The 18,942-nt window shown below is 42.8% G+C and carries 18 protein-coding genes; 8 read left to right on the top strand and 10 right to left on the bottom strand.

The genetic code is table 11. The annotated features are described in order from the left end of the window. Positions 1-213 precede the first annotated feature (213 nt). The 5 genes from Aba26S_RS12355 to Aba26S_RS12335 form a co-directional block, all read right to left on the bottom strand. Positions 214-1,401 (bottom strand): ammonium transporter, encoded by a 1,188-nt coding sequence (locus Aba26S_RS12355; protein ID WP_043972325.1) that lies wholly within the window; start codon positions 1,399-1,401, stop codon positions 214-216. Positions 1,402-1,747: 346 nt separating this feature from the next. Next, positions 1,748-3,157 carry a short-chain fatty acid transporter gene (locus Aba26S_RS12350; protein ID WP_043972322.1) on the bottom strand — a complete coding sequence of 470 codons (1,410 nt, stop codon included), beginning with the start codon at positions 3,155-3,157 and terminating at the stop codon, positions 1,748-1,750. 131 nt (positions 3,158-3,288) lie between these two features. After that, positions 3,289-3,930 carry a CoA transferase subunit B gene (locus tag Aba26S_RS12345; protein WP_043972319.1) on the bottom strand — a complete coding sequence of 214 codons (642 nt, stop codon included), beginning with the start codon at positions 3,928-3,930 and terminating at the stop codon, positions 3,289-3,291. A 2-nt stretch (positions 3,931-3,932) separates the two neighbouring features. Continuing rightward, positions 3,933-4,637, bottom strand: a complete 705-nt coding sequence (locus tag Aba26S_RS12340) for a CoA transferase subunit A (protein ID WP_005243873.1) — start codon at positions 4,635-4,637, stop codon at positions 3,933-3,935. 178 nt (positions 4,638-4,815) lie between these two features. Next, complete coding sequence (locus Aba26S_RS12335; RefSeq protein WP_005243871.1) at positions 4,816-5,700, bottom strand: LysR family transcriptional regulator; 885 nt, start codon at positions 5,698-5,700, stop codon at positions 4,816-4,818. 505 nt (positions 5,701-6,205) lie between these two features. On the opposite strand from Aba26S_RS12335, the gene Aba26S_RS12330 reads away from it, so the two are divergent. The 4 genes from Aba26S_RS12330 to Aba26S_RS12315 all read left to right on the top strand — a co-directional run bounded on the left by Aba26S_RS12330 (position 6,206) and on the right by Aba26S_RS12315 (position 10,138). Next, positions 6,206-7,630, top strand: coding sequence for a GntP family permease (locus Aba26S_RS12330; RefSeq protein ID WP_043972318.1), 1,425 nt, complete (start codon positions 6,206-6,208; stop codon positions 7,628-7,630). A gap of 72 nt (positions 7,631-7,702) precedes the next feature. After that, a complete protein-coding gene (locus tag Aba26S_RS12325) occupies positions 7,703-8,488 on the top strand; it encodes a 3-hydroxybutyrate dehydrogenase (protein ID WP_043972315.1) in 786 nt (261 codons plus the stop codon). A gap of 127 nt (positions 8,489-8,615) precedes the next feature. Further along, entirely contained in the window at positions 8,616-9,635 is a 1,020-nt protein-coding gene (locus Aba26S_RS12320; RefSeq protein WP_043972312.1) for a molecular chaperone DnaJ, read from the top strand. Between the two features lie 128 nt (positions 9,636-9,763). Next, complete coding sequence (locus Aba26S_RS12315; protein WP_043972310.1) at positions 9,764-10,138, top strand: endonuclease domain-containing protein; 375 nt, start codon at positions 9,764-9,766, stop codon at positions 10,136-10,138. Positions 10,139-10,283: 145 nt separating this feature from the next. Here Aba26S_RS12315 and Aba26S_RS21255 read toward each other — a convergent pair whose 3' ends face one another. Together Aba26S_RS21255 and Aba26S_RS12290 are read right to left on the bottom strand one after the other, a co-directional pair. Then, the gene (locus Aba26S_RS21255; protein ID WP_005243862.1) at positions 10,284-13,184 is read right to left on the bottom strand and encodes a valine--tRNA ligase; all 2,901 of its coding nucleotides are present in this window, start codon (positions 13,182-13,184) and stop codon (positions 10,284-10,286) included. Positions 13,185-13,378: 194 nt separating this feature from the next. Continuing rightward, the gene (locus tag Aba26S_RS12290) at positions 13,379-13,555 is read right to left on the bottom strand and encodes a hypothetical protein (RefSeq protein WP_155770354.1); all 177 of its coding nucleotides are present in this window, start codon (positions 13,553-13,555) and stop codon (positions 13,379-13,381) included. Between Aba26S_RS12290 and Aba26S_RS12285 the strand changes: the two genes are divergently transcribed. The 4 genes from Aba26S_RS12285 (at position 13,554) to Aba26S_RS12270 (ending at position 16,536) form a co-directional block, all read left to right on the top strand. Continuing rightward, complete coding sequence (locus Aba26S_RS12285) at positions 13,554-14,234, top strand: hypothetical protein (RefSeq protein WP_005243860.1); 681 nt, start codon at positions 13,554-13,556, stop codon at positions 14,232-14,234. The two genes, Aba26S_RS12290 and Aba26S_RS12285, sit on opposite strands and share 2 nt — an antisense overlap. A gap of 112 nt (positions 14,235-14,346) precedes the next feature. Next, positions 14,347-15,009: a hypothetical protein gene (locus tag Aba26S_RS12280; RefSeq protein ID WP_043972308.1), complete on the top strand. Its 663-nt coding sequence runs from the start codon at positions 14,347-14,349 to the stop codon at positions 15,007-15,009. Positions 15,010-15,022: 13 nt separating this feature from the next. Next, positions 15,023-15,829 carry an SDR family NAD(P)-dependent oxidoreductase gene (locus tag Aba26S_RS12275; RefSeq protein ID WP_043972306.1) on the top strand — a complete coding sequence of 269 codons (807 nt, stop codon included), beginning with the start codon at positions 15,023-15,025 and terminating at the stop codon, positions 15,827-15,829. Then, a complete protein-coding gene (locus Aba26S_RS12270) occupies positions 15,826-16,536 on the top strand; it encodes a diphthine--ammonia ligase (protein WP_043972304.1) in 711 nt (236 codons plus the stop codon). Before Aba26S_RS12275 ends, Aba26S_RS12270 begins: the two co-directional genes overlap by 4 nt. Positions 16,537-16,567: 31 nt before the next feature. Here the strand turns inward: Aba26S_RS12270 and Aba26S_RS12265 are convergent, their stop codons facing one another. From Aba26S_RS12265 to adeK, 3 genes are all read right to left on the bottom strand, one after another. Continuing rightward, a complete protein-coding gene (locus tag Aba26S_RS12265) occupies positions 16,568-17,008 on the bottom strand; it encodes a YbjQ family protein (protein WP_043972302.1) in 441 nt (146 codons plus the stop codon). 8 nt (positions 17,009-17,016) lie between these two features. Then, positions 17,017-17,367 carry a YbjQ family protein gene (locus tag Aba26S_RS12260; RefSeq protein ID WP_043972300.1) on the bottom strand — a complete coding sequence of 117 codons (351 nt, stop codon included), beginning with the start codon at positions 17,365-17,367 and terminating at the stop codon, positions 17,017-17,019. 108 nt (positions 17,368-17,475) lie between these two features. Continuing rightward, the gene (gene adeK / locus Aba26S_RS12255; RefSeq protein WP_005243849.1) at positions 17,476-18,939 is read right to left on the bottom strand and encodes a multidrug efflux RND transporter AdeIJK outer membrane channel subunit AdeK; all 1,464 of its coding nucleotides are present in this window, start codon (positions 18,937-18,939) and stop codon (positions 17,476-17,478) included. Between the last annotated feature and the right edge of the window lie 3 nt (positions 18,940-18,942).

Here is an 18,942-nt window from a genome sequence, read left to right as displayed (position 1 = left end):
ACCGTAAAAATTGCAAGAAATATAAAGCATGATATGTGCCATGATTACCATCTGGATTTGAGTGACGGCGGGGAGCGGTCTGGAAGCCCGATTGGGGTGCTGATCTCCATAAACAGCGCAATTGAGTTGAAATTAATTCGATATATTGGAATGCAATTGCGATCTGTTCAATATAAAAAAAGCGACGTTGCCGTCGCTTAAAAGGGTTTAGATTTAGAACATGGACTCTTCAGAGTTGGCTGAAATCTTATGAATGGAAAGATCTGCACCACGATATTCATCTTCTTGCGAAAGACGAATCCCCATCGTGGCTTTTAACAGGCCATAGACAATAAAACCACCAAGCAAGGCAATGATGATACCGAGACCCGTACCAATGATTTGCGAGATGATGGAAACACCACCGAGACCACCGAGCGCCTGTTGTCCAAAGATGCCTGCTGCGATACCACCCAAGGCACCGCATACCCCATGTAATGGCCAGACACCTAACACATCATCAACTTTCAGTTTATTCTGAGTATAGGTAAACAGGTAAACAAACAGTGCACCCGCCGTGCCGCCAATAACTAATGCATCAATTGGGTGCACAATATCGGAACCTGCACAGATGGCGACCAAACCTGCTAATGGACCATTGTGTAAGAAGCCAGGGTCATTTCGGCCCATAAAGTTGGCTGCCAAAGTACCACCGACCATTGCCATCAGTGAGTTAATTGCCACCAGACCAGAGATGGCTTCAACCCGTTGTGCACTCATCACGTTAAAGCCAAACCAGCCCACGATCAGAATCCATGAACCTAAAGCAAGGAATGGAATAGATGAGGGTGGATGGGCGCTGACACGACCATCATTCTTGTAACGACCATGACGGGCACCCAGTAAAATCACCGCAGCGAGGGCAATCCAGCCACCCATGGCATGCACCACAACGGAACCTGCAAAGTCATGGAAACTTGCACCAAAAGAGTTCTCTAACCATTTTTGCAGACCGTAGTTACCATTCCAGATCATGCCTTCAAAGAAAGGGTAGATCAGGGCAACCAAGATCAGTGTGGCAATGGCTTGCGCACGCATTTTGGCACGTTCAGCGATACCGCCTGAAATAATCGCAGGAATCGCCGCAGCAAAAGTCAGTAAGAAGAAACAGCGCATCAGGTTATAACCATGATCGGCGGCTAAGGTGCTGCCAGCATGGAAAAAGTTTTGACCATATGCAATCCAATAGCCTACAAAGAAATAGGCAATCGCTGAAATGGCAAAATCGGTGAGGATTTTACTCAATGCATTGACTTGGTTTTTATGGCGCACGGTGCCCAATTCCAAGAACGCAAAGCCAGCGTGCATTGCCAATACCAGTACTGCCCCGAGCAGTAAAAAAAATAGATCTACGTTTTGCATAGTGGTGCTCAAAAAAAGTGCTAAATTTTATTTTGATGCAAATATTTGATTCGTTTTCTGCACCAAAATGGATTTAGTAAATCTAGAAACTCAAGCTGTATTGCAACAACTTAATTTGATGAAATATCTAAAGCAAAAAACGCACCAATTTAGAGGTTAAATTTTAATTTTGGTGAAAAGTGGTGCAATTTGCTTAAAAATAGCATGGTTTTGGACATTGCTGAATAAAGCGAGCCGAGAGAACTCGCATGAAAATCGGTAGATGATTGGTAGTAAGCAACAGGGATCACCACTTTTCATCTTCAAGAGTTTCAAGATAAAAAGTGGCGCTGACGGAGCTGTGTAGTTACATGACTGGTGGGCTATAGGTGAGGGTACGGCCTAAAATCCACAGTAAGAACAGCACTAAAGGCAGGTGGAACACTAATTGGGTGACAGTAAAGCCAATCACGTCTTTGGCTTTGAGTTTTAGAATTCCCAACATTGGCAACATAAAGAAGGGATTGATCAGATTTGGTAAGGCTTCGGCTGCATTATAAATTTGCACTGACCAGCCTAAATGCACTTGTAAATCATTGGCTGCTTGCATCACATAAGGCGCTTCAATAATCCATTTACCACCACCAGAGGGAACAAAGAACCCTAGCACTGCAGAATAAATCCCCATCACAATCGCAAAAGTTTCTTTTGAAGCAATCGAAACAAAGAATTCAGCAATATAATGCGATAGGGATAAATCCTGACCATTCAGCGCTTGGGTCATAATAAAGGCAATACTGCCGTAGAGCGGAAACTGAATCAGAATCCCCGACACCGCAGGCACCGCCTGACTCACAGCATTGAGGAAGTTTCGCGGGGTACGGTGTAGTGCCAGACCGAGCATCAAGAACACAAAGTTATAAGTATTGAGACTGGAAATGGCGATGATGGGATTGGTTTTAGAAAACTCGATGAACATCCAGATCAAGCCTAATGCCACCACGATAATGGTCAATAAAGGGGAATTTTCCAACCAGTCTCCCGGTCGGGTTGATTTAACTTCAGTTTTTTCTTCTTCTTCAAAGTTTAGCTCAAAATCTTGCATGGTTTTGACATTGTCACCTTTGGGGGCAGACCAATAGGCAATCGCAATCGAGACAATCACCAAGATCAGAGTCATCAGCATGGATTGCCACAGGAAGATGGTTTCGGTAAATGGAATCACACCTGTGAGGTTATAGATGGATTCAGGCAAACTGGCTTTATTGGCCTGTAATTGTGCCGCAGACGAACTGATGCCAAGTGCCCACGTTGCGCCCATACCAATAATGGCAGCGGCGGCGGCAGCTCGGTAGTCCATCTGTAGCTCTTTTCGTTTTGCCAACGCAATTACCAACAATGCGGTCAAAATGGTACTGACTGCCCAATTGACCAAAGAAATCAATAAGCTGACCGTGGCGACCAAGACAATGGCACTGCGACCTGAGTGCGGGATACGTGCCATTTTCTGAATCAGTTTTTTTACAGGTGCAGAAACCGAAACCACATAACCGACAATAATCAGCATGGTCATTTGTAAGGTGAAAGGGATTAAACTCCAGAAACCATTCCCGAAGGAGCTTGCGACATCTTGTACCGATGCACCAATGCCGATGGCAGCAAAGGAAACGATAATCACACCGAGCAGAGCAAAAATATAGGAGTCAGGAAACCATTTTTCCGACCAGTTACTAATCCGCAGGGCAAACCGTTCTAACACGGCAGGTTGTTTATTCATCTTGAGCATCCATTTTTAATTTTGTTGTATCTCATCCATTTGTCCTAAATGAATGTGCTGTTCCCGAAAACAGCGAAAAGTGATGCCATTACAGCATCACTTCAACGAGAAAAATAAAAGGGTGTGTAGGGTTAAGCTTTGGCTTCAATCAACAGCTCAACACCTGTAGCAGCTTGAATTTGCTGTTCAGTCACATCAGGCGCTAACTCCACCAGTTTGATGCCTTCAGCAACAACATCCAAAACACCTAAGTCGCTAATAATGCGATGCACCACTTTTTGACCTGTGAGTGGTAAGCTGCACTGTTTGACGATTTTGGCAGTCCCATCTTTGGCATTGTGTTCCATTAACACCACCACACGCTGTACGCCTGCAACCAAGTCCATCGCACCACCCATGCCTTTGACCTTCTTGCCCGGAATCATCCAGTTGGCCAAGTCACCTTGCTCAGAGACTTCCATGGCACCCAAAATGGCAATGTTGACATGCCCGCCACGAATCATGGCAAAGGATTCACTGCTGGAGAAAAAGGCTGCACCTGAACGCGCGGTAACGGTCTGTTTGCCGGCATTGATTAGATCAGGGTCAAGTTGCTGTTCGGTTGGAAACTCACCAATGCCGAGCAGACCATTTTCCGATTGCAGCCACACATCCATATCCTCTGGAATGTAGTTGGCAACTAGGGTTGGCAGGCCTATACCCAGATTGACGTAGAAACCATCTTGTAATTCTTGTGCGGCACGTTGTGCCATTTGTTCACGTGTCCATGCCATGATTATGCGTCCTGTGCTTTGAGGGTTTTTTGTTCGATTCGTTTTTCTGGCGTGGCATTCAGCACCACACGATTGACGTAAATCCCTGCTAAATGGATTTCATCTGGATCCAGTTCGCCAATTTCTACAATCTGTTCCACTTCAGCAATGGTGATTTTTCCTGCCATTGCACATTCAGGGTTAAAGTTTTGAGCGGTTTTACGGAACACCAGATTGCCGGCTTTATCCGCTTTATAGGCTTTGACCAAGGCCACATCTGCGGTAAGAGAGGGTTCCAGAATATAGGTACGACCATTAAATTCGCGTTGTTCCTTACCTTCAGCCACCAAGGTACCTGCACCTGTTGCAGTATAAAAAGCAGGAATACCAGCACCGCCCGCGCGTAGTTTTTCCGCTAATGTGCCTTGTGGGGTGAGCTCAACTTCGAGTTCACCATTTAGATATTGGCGTTCAAATTCTTTATTTTCGCCCACATAGGAAGAGATCATTTTTTTAATTTGTCGGGTCTTGAGCAACACACCCAAGCCAAAATCATCAATACCTGCATTATTGGAGATACAAGTCAGGCCTGTGACACCTGTTTCTTTCAGCGCCTGAATCAAGGCCTCAGGAATACCGCATAAGCCAAAACCGCCAACCGCAAAAGTCTGCTGATCTTGCACCACGTCTTGTAGTGCCAGTGCTGCGCTTGAATAGACTTTATTCATTTTTTCACCTGTAAATTCCTTGGTTTCTAATAGTTTTAGCACTCAGGGGTTATTTACAGAAGTTTAAATTTCTAAAGGATTAATGAGGGAAACTCATTAATACAATAAATTTCATCTAATTCACTCAACAGGGCACGATAACAGGGCGAATCTGTTTTGGCGTATCAGCCGAAAGGGCTTAGCCAAAATCATGTTGTAGCAAGATCTCGATAAACTCGGCTGAGATATTGGAAAGCTCAAAGTCCTTCTTATACACAATGCCAATCGCTTGCGGCAGTTTGCCATCTTCAATTTCAATCAGCACATTATGTTCCTTGTCGATGAAATTCTGAAAATGGCGCGGTATCGCACTGACCCCCATATCTAATGCCACAAAGCTGGAGAGGGAACTGATCTGATGACATTCAACTTTTAAATCTAATGTCAGATGGTTTTTAAGACAGTTTTCTTCAATCAAATGCCGAACAATCGAGGGATGTTGCAAGGTCACAAAGGGATTGGCACACAGTTGTTTCCAACTGATCGAATCCGCGCTTGCCAAAGGATGTGTTTTTGGTAAGAGCGCAAGAAAATCTTCCTCAAATAAGGGCTTAAACTCCAATTGATCATTGCGTGGCGGTTCAAAGCAGATCCCTATTTCAAAAATGCCATCCTGAACGTTTTCCAGTACTTTTTCATTGGGAATATCATGAATGGAAAAGCTGATATTGGGATGTTTGGCTAAAAAGTTATGAATCACTTGCGGCAAAATCGCATGGGTGACAAAGGGCATCGAAGCAATATTCAATGTTCCGCGATTGAGTTTAAAACGTTGTTTGACGTCTTTTTCCATATCTTCCCAATTGGCCAGTAATTTCTTGGCATAGGGAATCAAGGATTTTCCTTCTTGTGTCAGCTCAACCCGACGGGTATTGCGTTTAAATAGTTTGCCACCGAGTTCTTCTTCCAGTGATTTGATACTTAGACTTAAAGCAGATTGACTGAGATGCAATTCAGCAGAGGCATTTGCATAATTCAGGGTACGAGTCAAAGCCAGAAATGCTTTGAGTTGCTTTAAAGTCATGGTGGACGACCTATGCGGAAAGTTTTTGATTTATATGCTGTAATTTATAAAAAAAACAGCACATTGTGACTGGCATTTTTGTTAATTCGCTGATGCGAGCCAAGCTGTTTATTTTTAAAAAATCGGCAAATGATTATTGAATTATTTTATCTCAATATCGAAAAATAGATGATTAAAATAATAAGCTAAATATACTTTGATTGGATTAATGAGTATTTTTGAATAGTTAATTTGTTTTATTAATCAATTAAATTATTTGAGTGTTGTTTTTGTATCTGTATGATTTTTATGATTAATTTAAATGATTGATTTTGGTTTAATGATATTGTTTTTTATGATTTTAATGCTATTTTAAAATACGTTTTAGCATGCGTCTTTGCTTTAGATTCTGTACTGCAGTTCGCAGTATTTTAATTTTGTTTATGGTTAGGATAACCACCACATAGTATAAAAAAAATAATTTGGTTGACCCTGACATATATTCTTTGGAATGGAGTAAAAGAATATGTGGGACTTATTTGTCATTCTGCTGTCTTTAGGCTTGCTGATGTACACGGCCTATCGCGGTTTTTCCGTGATTTTGATGGCACCGTTATGTGCATTGCTGGCGGTTTTTCTGATTAACCCCGCCAATGTATTGCCGTTTTATTCGGGCGTTTTTATGCCGAAAATGGTTAATTTCATTAAAGACTATTTTCTGGTGTTCTTGCTGGGTGCGATCTTTGGCAAAGTGGTGGAAATGTCAGGTATTGCCGAATCGATTGCCCGTACCATTGTCAATTTGATTGGTGCAAAGAAAGCCATTTTAACGGTGGTTTTACTGGGTGCCATTTTGACTTATAGCGGTGTCAGTCTGTTTGTGGCGGTATTTGCGATTTATCCATTTGCCAATCAGTTGTTCCAACAGGCCAATATTCCAAAACGTTTGATTCCTGGCACCATTGCCTTAGGCGCATTTACATTCACCATGGATGCCTTGCCAGGTACACCACAAATTCAGAACGTGATTCCGACCACCTTCTTTGGTACCAATATCTATGCAGCACCGTTTTTGGGTGTAATTGGGGCGATCTTCGTCTTAAGCATGGGGCTGTTGTATCTGGAGTCACGTCGTAAAGCTGCTGCTCGTGTGGGTGAAGGCTATGCAGGTTTTGCTGCTGAAGATGCAGCCACGCCAACGACTGCTGATGTAGAGTTATCTCAGCAAAGCAACGGTTCAGTGTTACGTCAAGGTATGGCCTTTGTGCCATTGATTCTGGTTGCGGTGATGAACCGTTATCTATCCACAGCCATCAAAGAATGGTATCCAAATGGCTTTGATTTTAATGCAATTGGTCTCGCCAACTACACTGTTGATGTAGCAAAAACAGGGGCGATTTGGGCAGTCGGTTTGGCCTTGATTGTTGGCATTATTGCGGCGATTTTATTTGATTATCAGCGCGTGGTAACTAACTTTAAAGAAGGTGTGAATGCCAGTATCAGTGGTTCATTATTGGCGGTGATGAATACTGCATCGGAGTATGGTTTTGGTGCGATTATTGCGGCATTACCGGGCTTTGCTTTGATTAGCCATGCACTGGGGACGACGTTTACCAATCCTCTGGTCAATGGTGCAGTGACCACGACGGTGCTGGCTGGGATTACAGGGTCTGCTTCGGGTGGAATGAGTATTGCTTTGAGCGCGATGGCAGAAACCTACAATGCAGCGATTTTAGCAGCGGGTATTCCCCCTGAAGTGATGCATCGCGTGGTGGCGATGGCATCGGGCGGTATGGACACACTGCCGCATAATGGCGCAGTGATTACCTTACTTGCGGTCACAGGTTTAACCCATAAGCAATCCTATAAAGATATTTTCGCAGTGACGATTATTAAAACCTTGGCGGTATTTGTGGTGATTGCTGCATTTACATGGTTTGGTATTGTCTAAGGCAAATTTTAATTTCAGCTTGCCCGTTTTGACAGGTGAGCAATCAAAATGATCAAGAACAGGAGTAGCACAGTGACTCAACAACTCGAAGCCAAAGTGGCCTTTATTACGGGTTCTGCGAGCGGTATTGGTTTGGAAATTGCGAAAAAATTTGCGCAGGAAGGTGCCAAAGTGGTGATTTCTGATGTCAATGCTGAGAAATGTCGGCAAGCCGTGGAGCAGTTAAAACAGCAGGGTTTTGAAGCCCTGTCAGCACCTTGCGATGTAACTGATGAACAAGCTTATAAAGCCGCGATTGATTTGACTACACAAACTTTTGGGCGTTTGGATATCCTGATCAATAATGCGGGTTTTCAGCATGTTGCAGCAATTGAAGATTTCTCAACGGATATTTATCAGAAACTGGTACAGGTGATGCTGACAGGTTCATTTATCGGAATTAAACATGCGTTTCCAATTATGAAAGCACAACAATATGGTCGTATTATCAATATGTCTTCGATCAATGGATTGATTGGCTTTGCTGGTAAGGCGGGGTATAACAGTGCTAAGCATGGCGTGATCGGCTTGACCAAAGTGGCGGCTTTGGAATGTGCCCGTGATGGCATTACCGTGAATGCATTATGTCCGGGTTATGTGGATACGCCGTTGGTACGTGGGCAAATTGCCGACTTGGCCAAAACCCGTAATGTGAGTCTGGAAAGTGCTTTGGAAGATGTGATTTTAGCCATGGTGCCACAGAAGCGTTTACTCAGTGTTGAAGAAATTGCCGACTATGCGATTTTCCTAGCCAGTAACAAAGGCGCAGGAATCACAGGGCAGGCGGTGGTGATGGATGGTGGTTATACTGCACAGTAATCTGTTTATGTGATTGAAAAGCCGCCCAATTGAGCGGCTTTATTTTTTGATGCAGTTCATTGATTGTCGAACGCTACTTTCGCCGTCTGATTATTGCTACACTTTTTTATTTTTAGGCAGATGCATTATGTCTTTTGATCTCAAAGTCAGTTTAAAGCAAAGGGCTGAACCATCTGCACAGCAGAAAAAGCTGAATCGCCTGATTGATCTAATAGAGCAGCAAAAAATCAGTCTTGCCGCATGGCAGAATGCCCAAGCCGAGATTCAACAACATACACGGCAAAAGCTGATGCCTGTGTATAGTGAACTGCATGAAATCTTGTTTCAGCAGTTAGATCAACTTTGGACGCTGTTACAGCAGCATGCGTTTTCCAAAGTGGATATGCAGCAACTGGATGAAAAAATTGCCCAGCTTGCCCAAATGTTAAAGCGTTCCAAGATGTTGAAGGATGAACAGTTAAAGCTGGTCAAGCAGATCGATACTTTTTATCAGCAGCATGCACAGCAATCGGCTAAAAAGAATAAAAAACTACAGTCAGCCAAGTTTGAACAGGATGAAAATTTTGAGCAGGATGCAGCATTAGAACAAGATGATTTTGAGCAATATGCTGCCGAGCAGCAACAAGCCCGTGAACAAGCCAAGCAACTTCGACAACAGCAGAAACGTGAACAAGCTGAGCAGATGGCAGCACAGTCGCTGAAAACCGTGTATTTAAAAATTGCTGCGATGATTCACCCCGACCGTGAGCAAGACGAGACCAAGAAAGAAGAAAAAACTGAGTTGTTCCAACAGGCGAGTCAGGCCTATGAACAGCAGGATTTGTTTTACTTGCTCAAGCTTCAATTACAGCTTGAACAGAACAAAGGTGTTGGTAGCAAAGAGTTATCGGCTGAGCAGGTGAAGTTTTATAAACTGGCGTTGGATGCGCAAAGTCAGCAACTTGAAAGCCAAATTGACGAAATTTTAGATTCTTTTCAGTTGGCGAAGAAAGTCAAAGCTGAGCATCTGCATATTGGTGATGTGTATAAAGCCATAGATGCGGATTGTGCTGAGTTAAAACAGAAGTTGAAGTGGGAAAAAGAGCGTTTAAAGCATATGAAAAAGGTGAGTGGGGTGGAGATGTTGTTGGGGCATGGGGTGTTGTAACCTCTCCCTAACCCTCTCCTAGAAGGAGAGGGAATGTCACGTATCAAATTATAAATTAATTCACAAAGGATGCTCCCTCTCCCTTTGGGAGAGGGCTGGGGTGAGGGAAATTAAAAATAGGAGAAAAAATGAAACTAGACCCACAATTATTAGAATTCGCTAAAGCCATGCGCAGTAATGCGACAGATGCAGAACATCTGATGTGGCAAATACTACGTGCCAAACGATTTATGAATCTAAAATTCCGTAGGCAGCATGTGATTGCATCATATATTGTAGATTTTTACTGTCATGAACTGGGTTTGGTCATTGAGTTAGATGGTAGTCAACATAATACAGATGATGGTCGAGCTTATGATTTTGAGCGAACGAAGTTTTTAGAAGCTTTGGATTTAAAAGTAGTGAGATATTGGAATCATGAGATTTTAAAAAATACTGAGAGAGTGTTGGATGATTTATGGAATGTTTGTTCGCATTTAAAAAGAAAAACACCTCTCCTATGAGGAGAGGGAATACTGCATATTAGGTATAGGGCAATATTTTGTAATTTGAAAGGAATCTAAGAACTTAAAACTTGAATTTATTTTTAATAAAAAGGGCTGAATGATCAGCCCTTTATACATTAAATTAGATCAAACAAGCAACACTTTACAGCGCAGCAATTTGCTCCATACTTTGCTTAATTTTCGCTAACTGATCAGCAAACTCAGCCAATTTCACTTTTTCACCCTCAACAACCGCTGCTGGTGCTTTGGCAACAAAACCTTCATTCGAAAGTTTATTGGCAATTTGATCATGTTGCTTTTGAACTTTATCCAAGTCCTTCTGCAAACGACCCAATTCAGCTTTAGGATCAATTAAGCCTTTCATTGGTACAAATACCGAAGCATGGCTGACAACGCTAGAACAAGACAACGGTGGTTCTTGCTCATTGCTTAAGAACTCAATGCTTTCAACTTTCGCCAATGCTTTGAATAAAGCTTCGATACGGATGATTTGCTCACGCTCAGCATCAGAAATGTTCTTAAGTAATACAGGCAATAAACGCGCATTACCTAAGCCCATTTCACCACGAATATTACGTACCGCACCAATCAAACCTTGTAACCATTGCATATCTGCTTCAGCTTGATCATTCACTTTTGCTTGATCAGGTACAGGGTACTGCGCAGTCATAATCGTCGCGCCGCCTTTGCCTAACATTGGCGCAAGGGTTTGCCAGATTTCTTCAGTCAAATACGGCATCAACGGATGTGCCAAACGTAAAGATGCTTCCATCACCGCAAGTAACACACGGCGAACTTCGGCTTTACGCTCTTCGGAGACATTGGCATCATTCAGAACAGGTTTGGTTAACTCAACATACCAGTCACAGTATTCATTCCAGATAAAGTCATAGATCGCTTGCGCAGCAAGGTCTAAACGATACGTAGCGAATGCTTGATGTACCGCAGCTTCTGCTTTTTGCAGACGGCTCATGATCCATTTTTCTGGAAGTTCCCACAGCTCTGGACGCGCTTCTTGAGCAACCGTTTGACCTTCAACATTCATCAATACGAAACGGGTAGCGTTCCAGATTTTGTTGGCAAAGTTACGGTAGCCTTCAACACGTTTCATGTCGAACTTGATGTCACGACCCGTATTGGCAAGTGCACAGAACGTGAAACGGACCGCGTCAGTACCATAAGCTTGAATACCTTCTGGGAATTCTTTACGGGTTGATTTTTCAATCTTCGCCGCTTGTTTCGGGTTCATCAGACCCGTCGTACGTTTTTGTACCAAAGTCTCAAGATCAACACCGTCAATCAGGTCTAATGGGTCAAGCACGTTACCCTTAGACTTCGACATTTTTTGGCCTTCGCCATCACGAACCAGACCGTGTACATAAACCGTTTTAAACGGGACTTGTGGCGTACCATCTTCGTTCTTCATGAAGTGCATCGTAAACATGATCATACGAGCAACCCAGAAGAAGATGATGTCAAAACCAGTCACCAATACATCAGTTGGGTGGAACGTATTGAGGAAATAGTTTTCCGCATCTTTCTTGGCATCGCCCGTCCAACCTAAGGTTGAGAAGGTCCACAGCGCAGAAGAGAACCACGTATCCAGTACGTCTTCATCTTGGTTTAACACAACATCCGCAGGGATGTTGTTTTTAGCGCGGACTTCAGCTTCGTTACGACCGACATAAATGTTGCCTTCAGCATCATACCAAGCTGGGATACGGTGACCCCACCAAAGCTGACGCGAGATACACCAGTCTTGGATGTTGTTCATCCACGCCATGTACATGTTGCTGTACTGCTCAGGAACGAACTTGATACGACCATCTTGAACCGCTTCAATTGCAGGTTGTGCCAATGGTGCAATTTTTACATACCATTGGTCTGTCAATAATGGCTCAACGATCACACCTGAACGGTCACCACGAGGTGGTTTCAGCGTATAAGGTTGAATTTGATCTAACCAGCCTTCAGCTTCAGCTTGTTCAACCAGTTTTTTACGCGCTGCAAAACGCTCTAAACCAATATAGTCCGCAGGAGCAGGGATGGTTTTAGAAATTTGCTCGCCTGCTTTGGCAATGTATTCAAACTCAGCCAATACTTCTGCATTTTTATTGAAGATATTGATGATTGGCAATTCACAACGCTTACCGACTTCATAGTCGTTAAAGTCGTGTGCAGGGGTGATTTTTACACAGCCTGTACCGAATTCTTTATCGACATATTCATCTTTAACGATTGGAACAGCACGACCTGTAATTGGTAGGATAATGTTCTGACCCACAAGGTGTGTATAGCGTTCATCATCCAGTGCCACAGCAACCGCAGTATCACCTAACAAGGTTTCAGGACGAGTCGTAGCGACAACGATATGGTCTTTACCATCATGGGTACGAAGGTTTTTATCTTCAAAGAAATATTTGAAGTGCCACAATGAACCTGCTTCTTCTTTATCTGATTCAACTTCTAAATCTGACAGGGCCGTTTGTAGTTTCGGGTCCCAGTTGACGAGGCGTTTGCCACGGTAGATTAAGCCATCTTCATGCAGTTTAACGAAGACTTCTTTGACTGCATTGGATAGACCTTCATCCATCGTGAAGCGTTCACGCGACCAGTCTACTGAAGAACCTAAACGACGGATCTGACGGGTGATGGTATTGCCTGATTGCTCTTTCCATTCCCAGATTTTTTCGATGAATTTTTCACGACCTAAGTCATGACGGCTGACACCTTGCGCTCCCAATTGACGCTCGACCACCATCTGCGTTGCAATCCCTGCATGGTCAGTCCCGGGTTGCCATAAGGTGTTTTTACCCATCATACGGTTGTAACGGGTCAGTGCATCCATGATGGCATTGTTAAAACCATGCCCCATGTGCAGGCTACCCGTGACGTTCGGTGGCGGAATCATGATACAGAATGATTCACCTTGACCTGAGGGTTTGAAATAACCTTGTTGTTCCCAGATTTGATACCATTTCTTTTCGATCTCGGTTGGATCGTAAGTGGTTGCAATATTTTGAGCAGATTGAGCGTCAGTCATAGTACAGAAGATTAAAATTGAATAAAAAATTAGATCTATTGTAGCAAAAAATCCTCGCTTCTGTAGGCATTTCAGCCTGAGCGGATGTGAATGATAAAAGCCGCTTAAAGAATGACTAATTTGCGGTTTTTTGAACTGTTATAGAAGGGTGTTTAGTACATCTTCATAAAATGGTTTTGATTACCGCTAATTGGCTACTCAATTACCATAACATCTTTATAGACTTCATTTTTTTCTAAAAAAGCCGATGAAAGGCGTTGGATTTTTATACAAATAGGATTAGATTTGTCTAATGCATCACATAACTTAAAAATATTGATGCTTAAAACAACAATATAAAAATGCGAAAAACTAAAAAAGGTGCTGCTCATGACTTATTCAATCCTGTTGAAAATTAATGACGTTACACATGGACAATTTGAAAGCATTCGTCAGCAACTGAATGCAGGCACGCATGAAAGCCAGTCTCGTATCTTGGGTGAAGTGCTGTCAGAAATTGCCTGTGAGATTGTCGAGCAGGTCTTTTCCGTGTTATTGATCCAAAATCGCCAACCGAATCAGTTAACCCAAAAATATACGGCTGAATCTGAGAAAGTGATTCAACAGATTATTGCTGCGGTACGCAAATATATGCCATGGTCGATTGCCTTATTTGGCAATGAGCGTCTCTGTCCATTTGCCAATTATTTTTCCAATATGATCAAGTATCACGATGAGCTGGTCTATGTGTCTTATCCGATTGATCGACAATTGGTTCAGCAAGCACATACGCTCGTTACGCAACTGAAAAATAATGAAATCAGTGAGATGGTTGATGTGTTCCAAACCTTGATTCAAATTGTCGATTTAGGCGTGACCAGCTTGATTCGTGAACCGAAAAAATGTCTGAATTTTAATACTGTAGTGGATAAAACTTTAAATGGAGTGATTAATATGACGGCACATTTAAGTTATAAGCGTTTAGAGAAAATGGGCAATCAGGTGGATAGTGATGCGGCAACAGATTGCGTCAAGCATTTTTTAGCATTTATGCATGTCGATACAGAATAGAGTGTGCTAAATTCGGCAAGTACAATGCAAAAAATGATAGAAAAGTTGATCTGATAAAAGGGCTTGTATCACAAGCTCTTTTTTATGTGATCTAAAAATTAGGGTTATTAGAATGAAGACCGCCGTTTTTTTAAATATTCATGCGGATACTTATGCAAGATTTGCACATATTCGGACGCAGTTATTACAAGGAAATAAAGAGAGTCAGGCCAATGCTTTAGGTAATGTTTTATCTGAAATGGCTTGTGAAGTGATTGAACAGGTTTTTATAGTGCTATTACAACAAAACCAACAGCATTCACAAACGGGTGAATCTGAAAAAGTCATACAACAAATTTTAGAGGCTATTCGCAAGTATATGCCATGGTCAATCTCGTTCTTTGGCAATGACCGCTTAATTCCTTTGGTCGAATATCTTTCTAAAACCTTATATCTTGAAGATGAACGTATTTATATGACTTATCCTGTTAAGCAGCAATTGGCTGAGCAGATCCAAGCATCCAGCCAGAAACTTATACAGGGTGAGCATGCTGAGATTTTAAAAGCATTGAAATTATTAACCGAAGTGATTGATGTTGGGGTGACTCATTTAATCCGCGAACCGAAGAAATGTTTGAAGTTCAATTTTGTGGTCGATAAAACCTTAAATGGAGTGATTAATATGACCACTCATCTTGGTTATAAGCGTCTAGAAAAATTAGGTTCGCAAATTGATCAGCAGTTGGCTGCAACATATGTGGATTACTTTCTTAAGTTTATGCGTCAGCAAGCATAGGTAGAATATCAAAATGGCAAAACTCAAAACGCTTGAAAATAAAGTGGTCTGGATTACAGGCGCTTCTTCCGGTTTAGGCAAAGCCTTGGCACGGGAATGTGCCTTGCAAGGCGCACAGGTAGTCCTGACTTCACGTCGTTATGATGAACTGGAAGCGGTACGGGTGGGTTTACTTAAACCTGAACAACACCTTTCGATTGCAGCAGACATTACTGATGAAGCTCAGGTCCGCCATGCCCATGAACAGGTTTTGGCCTGTAAGGGACGGATTGACTGGCTGATCAATAATGCGGGTTTGAGTCAACGGGCCCTGATTCAAGACACCACCATGCATACTGAACGTGCCATTATGGAAGTAGATTATTTTTCCCAAGTCTTCTTTACTAAAACCGTATTACCCACTTTTCTGCAACAAAAATCAGGTCGGGTGGTGTTTGTTTCCAGTGTCGCGGGCTTATTGGGTACACAATATCGCGCCACGTATTCTGCTGCTAAGGCGGCGATTCATATGTGGGCCAACAGTTTGCGTGCTGAAGTAGCGAATGATGGTGTTGAAGTCTCGGTGGTCTTTCCTGGTTTTGTTAAAACCAATGTCTCTTTTAATGCGTTGAATGGTGAAGGAAAACCCCAAGGGCATCAGGATGAAGCCATTGAAAATGGTCTCGATGCCGATGTTTTTGCTGAACGGGTGGTGGAATCCTTAATGGCCGGCGAGCAATATATTGTCGTCGGTGGGAAAAAAGAACAATTGGGTGTGTTGGTCTCTCGATTGTCACCCAACTTGTTGTATAAGATGATTCGCAAAATGAAAGTGAAATAAGTGTGAACAATCGCAAGAAAGCTGTGTTTAACTGGAGCGGTGGTAAAGATTCGGCATTAGCACTTTATACGGTGTTACAACAAAATGAGTTTGAGGTGGTTGCCTTATTAACCACGGTCAATGAAGAAACAGAGTTGTCGTCCATGCATGCCATTCCACATGCATTGCTTGAAAAGCAAGCTGCAAGTATTGGCATTCCACTTTATCCAGTGTTTTTGCCGAAAAATCTACCTGTCTATGAGCAACGTATGTTGGATGCTGCCCATCATTTTAAGGCACAGGGGGTTGAGCACTTTATCTTTGGTGATATTTACCTGAGCGATGTACGAAAATATCGTGAAGACCGTTTGCATCCTTTAGGCATTGAAGTGGTTGAGCCAATCTGGAACCTGAACTCGACTGAAGTGATGCAAGACTTCTTGGATTCAGGCATTCAAACCAAAATCATCGTGACCGATGCCAGTAAGCTAGATGAATCGTTTATTGGCCAAGATATCGATGCAAATTTGATAGAACGGATGCCAAGCGAAGTTGATGTCTGTGGTGAAAACGGCGAGTACCATACCTTTGCTTATGCAGGCGGTTTATTTAAACATCCTGTTAAATTTGAAATTGCTGAAACTCGTCAGATGTCATACGAGTTTAAGTTAGAAGATGGGGAAGAGAAAACCTATCATTATTGGCAAGCGATCTTTGCCGAATCCTAAGCAAAAATCCTGTGTCATACACAGGATTTTTTTAATGTGTGTTGATGATTGCTGTTCCATAAGCAAACACTTCAACCATCCCACCTTGCATCCCCAATTCAGTGGTACTGAGTCGAACGCCCATAATCTGATTGGCACCCATGGTATGGGCTTCTTGCTTAAGACGAATCACAGCTTCACGGCGTGCGCGTTCCACCACACTTTCATAGCTGACTAAACGCCCGCCGAAAAAGTTTCGAATGGTGGCCAACACATATTTAAAATAGTCATGTGAGATCACTACATTACTGCTGATCATTTGCCCACGCGCTGTGGTTTGCACAAAACGATTGGTATCAATTCGAATATGTGCAAATTGTTTTTCTTTCTGCTCCAGTTCGCGCAAGTGTTTTTGTTCGATATGACGACCAAAGCCCCAGCCAACTGCGAAGAGAATCAGAAACAGAACAATCTGAAAAATTAATCCTTCCATGTCGTTGCCTATGCAGCAAATGGATCAGGCAATTTAGGGGCAACCGGTTGCACTACCACAGAGGTACCGTAGACAAACAGTTCAGAGGCGCCTTGGGCAATATTTGAAGTTGAAAAGCGAATCCCGACAATCGCATTCGCGCCCAAAGCTTGAGCCTTGTCAATCATACGTTGAGTCGCTTCCTGACGTGATTCCTCCAGCAGTTCGGTATAACCTGTCAATTCACCACCCACGATATTTTTTAAACCAGCCATGAGATCACGGCCGACATGTTTACTGCGCACGGTGCTGCCATAAACCACATCAAGCTGACGTAAAATTTCGTGACCCGGTACAGACTCTAAACTGCTTAGTAACATTGTATTTTCAAAATCATTAATCTATTTACTTTGAAGATAAGAAATATTCGCAATTGTTGCAATAAAAAAGCTCACCGAAGTGAGCTTTTTTATTGCAAAAGATAAAAATTATTTTTTTGCGTAATGCTGTTGTGAACTAGAAGGCTGATGCGTTATGGTTTCACTGGTCGTCGCTTTTATGCCACCACCCAATGTTTTATACAGCTCGACTTGGTTGTTCAAGTCTGCTTGTTGTAATAACAATAAACCTTGTTCAGCCGAATAAGCCGAACGTTGCGCATCCAATACCGTTAAATAGCTATCAATACCTGCACGGAAGCGGGCATTAGAAAGTTTATAGGTGGTATTGGTCGCATCGACTAAACGACGTTGAGCCGTTAAGCGGTCGCCAATGTTGGCACGCGTCGCCAAAGCATCGTTCACCTCACGGAAAGCCGACTGTACTGACTTTTCATAGTTAGCCAGTGCAATTTTTTGATCGGTTTCAGAGATCTTGATATTGGCTTTACGTGTACCCCAGTCAAAAATTGGAATATTTAAGCTAGGTCCGATTGACCATGCGCCATGACCAGCCTTGAACAGATCACTTAAATCAGTTGAGGCATAACCCGCGGAACCGGTTAAGCTAATGGTTGGGAACAATTGCGCTTTAGCAGCACCAATATTCGCTCCTGCAGCACTTAATTGGTATTCAGAAGCTTTAACATCAGGACGGTTGTTGAGCAAATCACTTGGTAAACCTGCACTTAAAGCACCTTTTTGGGTAATGCGTGCGACCTGTTGTTGTGGCAACAAGTTTTGAGGCACTTGCTGACCCACAAGTAAGTTCAACAGGTTTTGTGCCTGTGCGACTTGGGTTTTGTAATTTGCAACATCGTTACGGGCAGTCTCTACTGAAATCTGTGCCTGACGCACTGGGATTTCACTATCAATACCAACATCGAAACGTTTCTTGTTTAAGTTAAACGAATCTTGTTGAGCTTTCAGCGTCTGATCAGCCAATTTTAAATGTGCATTGGCATAAGAATAGTTTAACCAAGCTTGAGTCACTTGACTGATCAAGCTGATTTGCGTTGCATCACGTGAGCTCTGCGTTGCAAGATAGCTATCCAAAGCTGCATCTTTCAAGCTACGTACACGACCCCAGAAATCCAACTCATATGCAGTAAGGCCTAAGCCGACTTGATAAGTTGAATATGGATTATTTGGGTTCACATTTGGAGAAACTTGACGAACCGCACTGCCACTTGCACCAATCGTTGGTAATTGGTTGTTTTCCGAAATTTGGTATTGCTGTTGCGCTTTTTGAATATTCAAAGCCGCAGTACGTAAATCACGGTTATTGGCAAGCGCCAGATCAATCACTTGCAGTAAACGTTGATCAGCAAAGAAATCTTTGTAACCTTGTTCTGCGATTGATGTTCCAGAAGCATTGCCATAAGACGCGTAGCTATCAGGAATATCTGAGCTTACAACAGGCTCTGGCCCGCGCATGCTTTGGCAGGCAGCCAAAGACAGCGCGAGTGCAGAGATTGCAATGCCACGACTGGAAATAGACCATACAGTTTGCATCAC

Source organism: Acinetobacter sp. NBRC 110496, from assembly GCF_000876115.1.
GTDB lineage: Bacteria > Pseudomonadota > Gammaproteobacteria > Pseudomonadales > Moraxellaceae > Acinetobacter.
Note: the sequence above shows the minus strand (reverse complement) of the source record. Positions and strands in the feature narration are given on the sequence as shown.

Bases quoted from the DNA above. Each gene is read 5' to 3' on its own strand.
- Aba26S_RS12285 (WP_005243860.1), top strand. From the start codon at position 13,554: ATGACTTATTCAATCCTGTTGAAAATTAATGACGTTACACATGGACAA.
- Aba26S_RS12340 (WP_005243873.1), bottom strand. From the start codon at position 4,637: ATGAATAAAGTCTATTCAAGCGCAGCACTGGCACTACAAGACGTGGTG.
- Aba26S_RS21255 (WP_005243862.1), bottom strand. From the start codon at position 13,184: ATGACTGACGCTCAATCTGCTCAAAATATTGCAACCACTTACGATCCA.
- Aba26S_RS12265 (WP_043972302.1), bottom strand. From the start codon at position 17,008: ATGGAAGGATTAATTTTTCAGATTGTTCTGTTTCTGATTCTCTTCGCA.
- Aba26S_RS12320 (WP_043972312.1), top strand. From the start codon at position 8,616: ATGTCTTTTGATCTCAAAGTCAGTTTAAAGCAAAGGGCTGAACCATCT.
- Aba26S_RS12260 (WP_043972300.1), bottom strand. From the start codon at position 17,367: ATGTTACTAAGCAGTTTAGAGTCTGTACCGGGTCACGAAATTTTACGT.
- adeK (WP_005243849.1), bottom strand. From the start codon at position 18,939: ATGCAAACTGTATGGTCTATTTCCAGTCGTGGCATTGCAATCTCTGCA.
- Aba26S_RS12350 (WP_043972322.1), bottom strand. From the start codon at position 3,157: ATGAATAAACAACCTGCCGTGTTAGAACGGTTTGCCCTGCGGATTAGT.
- Aba26S_RS12275 (WP_043972306.1), top strand. From the start codon at position 15,023: ATGGCAAAACTCAAAACGCTTGAAAATAAAGTGGTCTGGATTACAGGC.
- Aba26S_RS12330 (WP_043972318.1), top strand. From the start codon at position 6,206: ATGTGGGACTTATTTGTCATTCTGCTGTCTTTAGGCTTGCTGATGTAC.
- Aba26S_RS12315 (WP_043972310.1), top strand. From the start codon at position 9,764: ATGAAACTAGACCCACAATTATTAGAATTCGCTAAAGCCATGCGCAGT.
- Aba26S_RS12355 (WP_043972325.1), bottom strand. From the start codon at position 1,401: ATGCAAAACGTAGATCTATTTTTTTTACTGCTCGGGGCAGTACTGGTA.
- Aba26S_RS12280 (WP_043972308.1), top strand. From the start codon at position 14,347: ATGAAGACCGCCGTTTTTTTAAATATTCATGCGGATACTTATGCAAGA.
- Aba26S_RS12335 (WP_005243871.1), bottom strand. From the start codon at position 5,700: ATGACTTTAAAGCAACTCAAAGCATTTCTGGCTTTGACTCGTACCCTG.
- Aba26S_RS12345 (WP_043972319.1), bottom strand. From the start codon at position 3,930: ATGGCATGGACACGTGAACAAATGGCACAACGTGCCGCACAAGAATTA.
- Aba26S_RS12290 (WP_155770354.1), bottom strand. From the start codon at position 13,555: ATGAGCAGCACCTTTTTTAGTTTTTCGCATTTTTATATTGTTGTTTTA.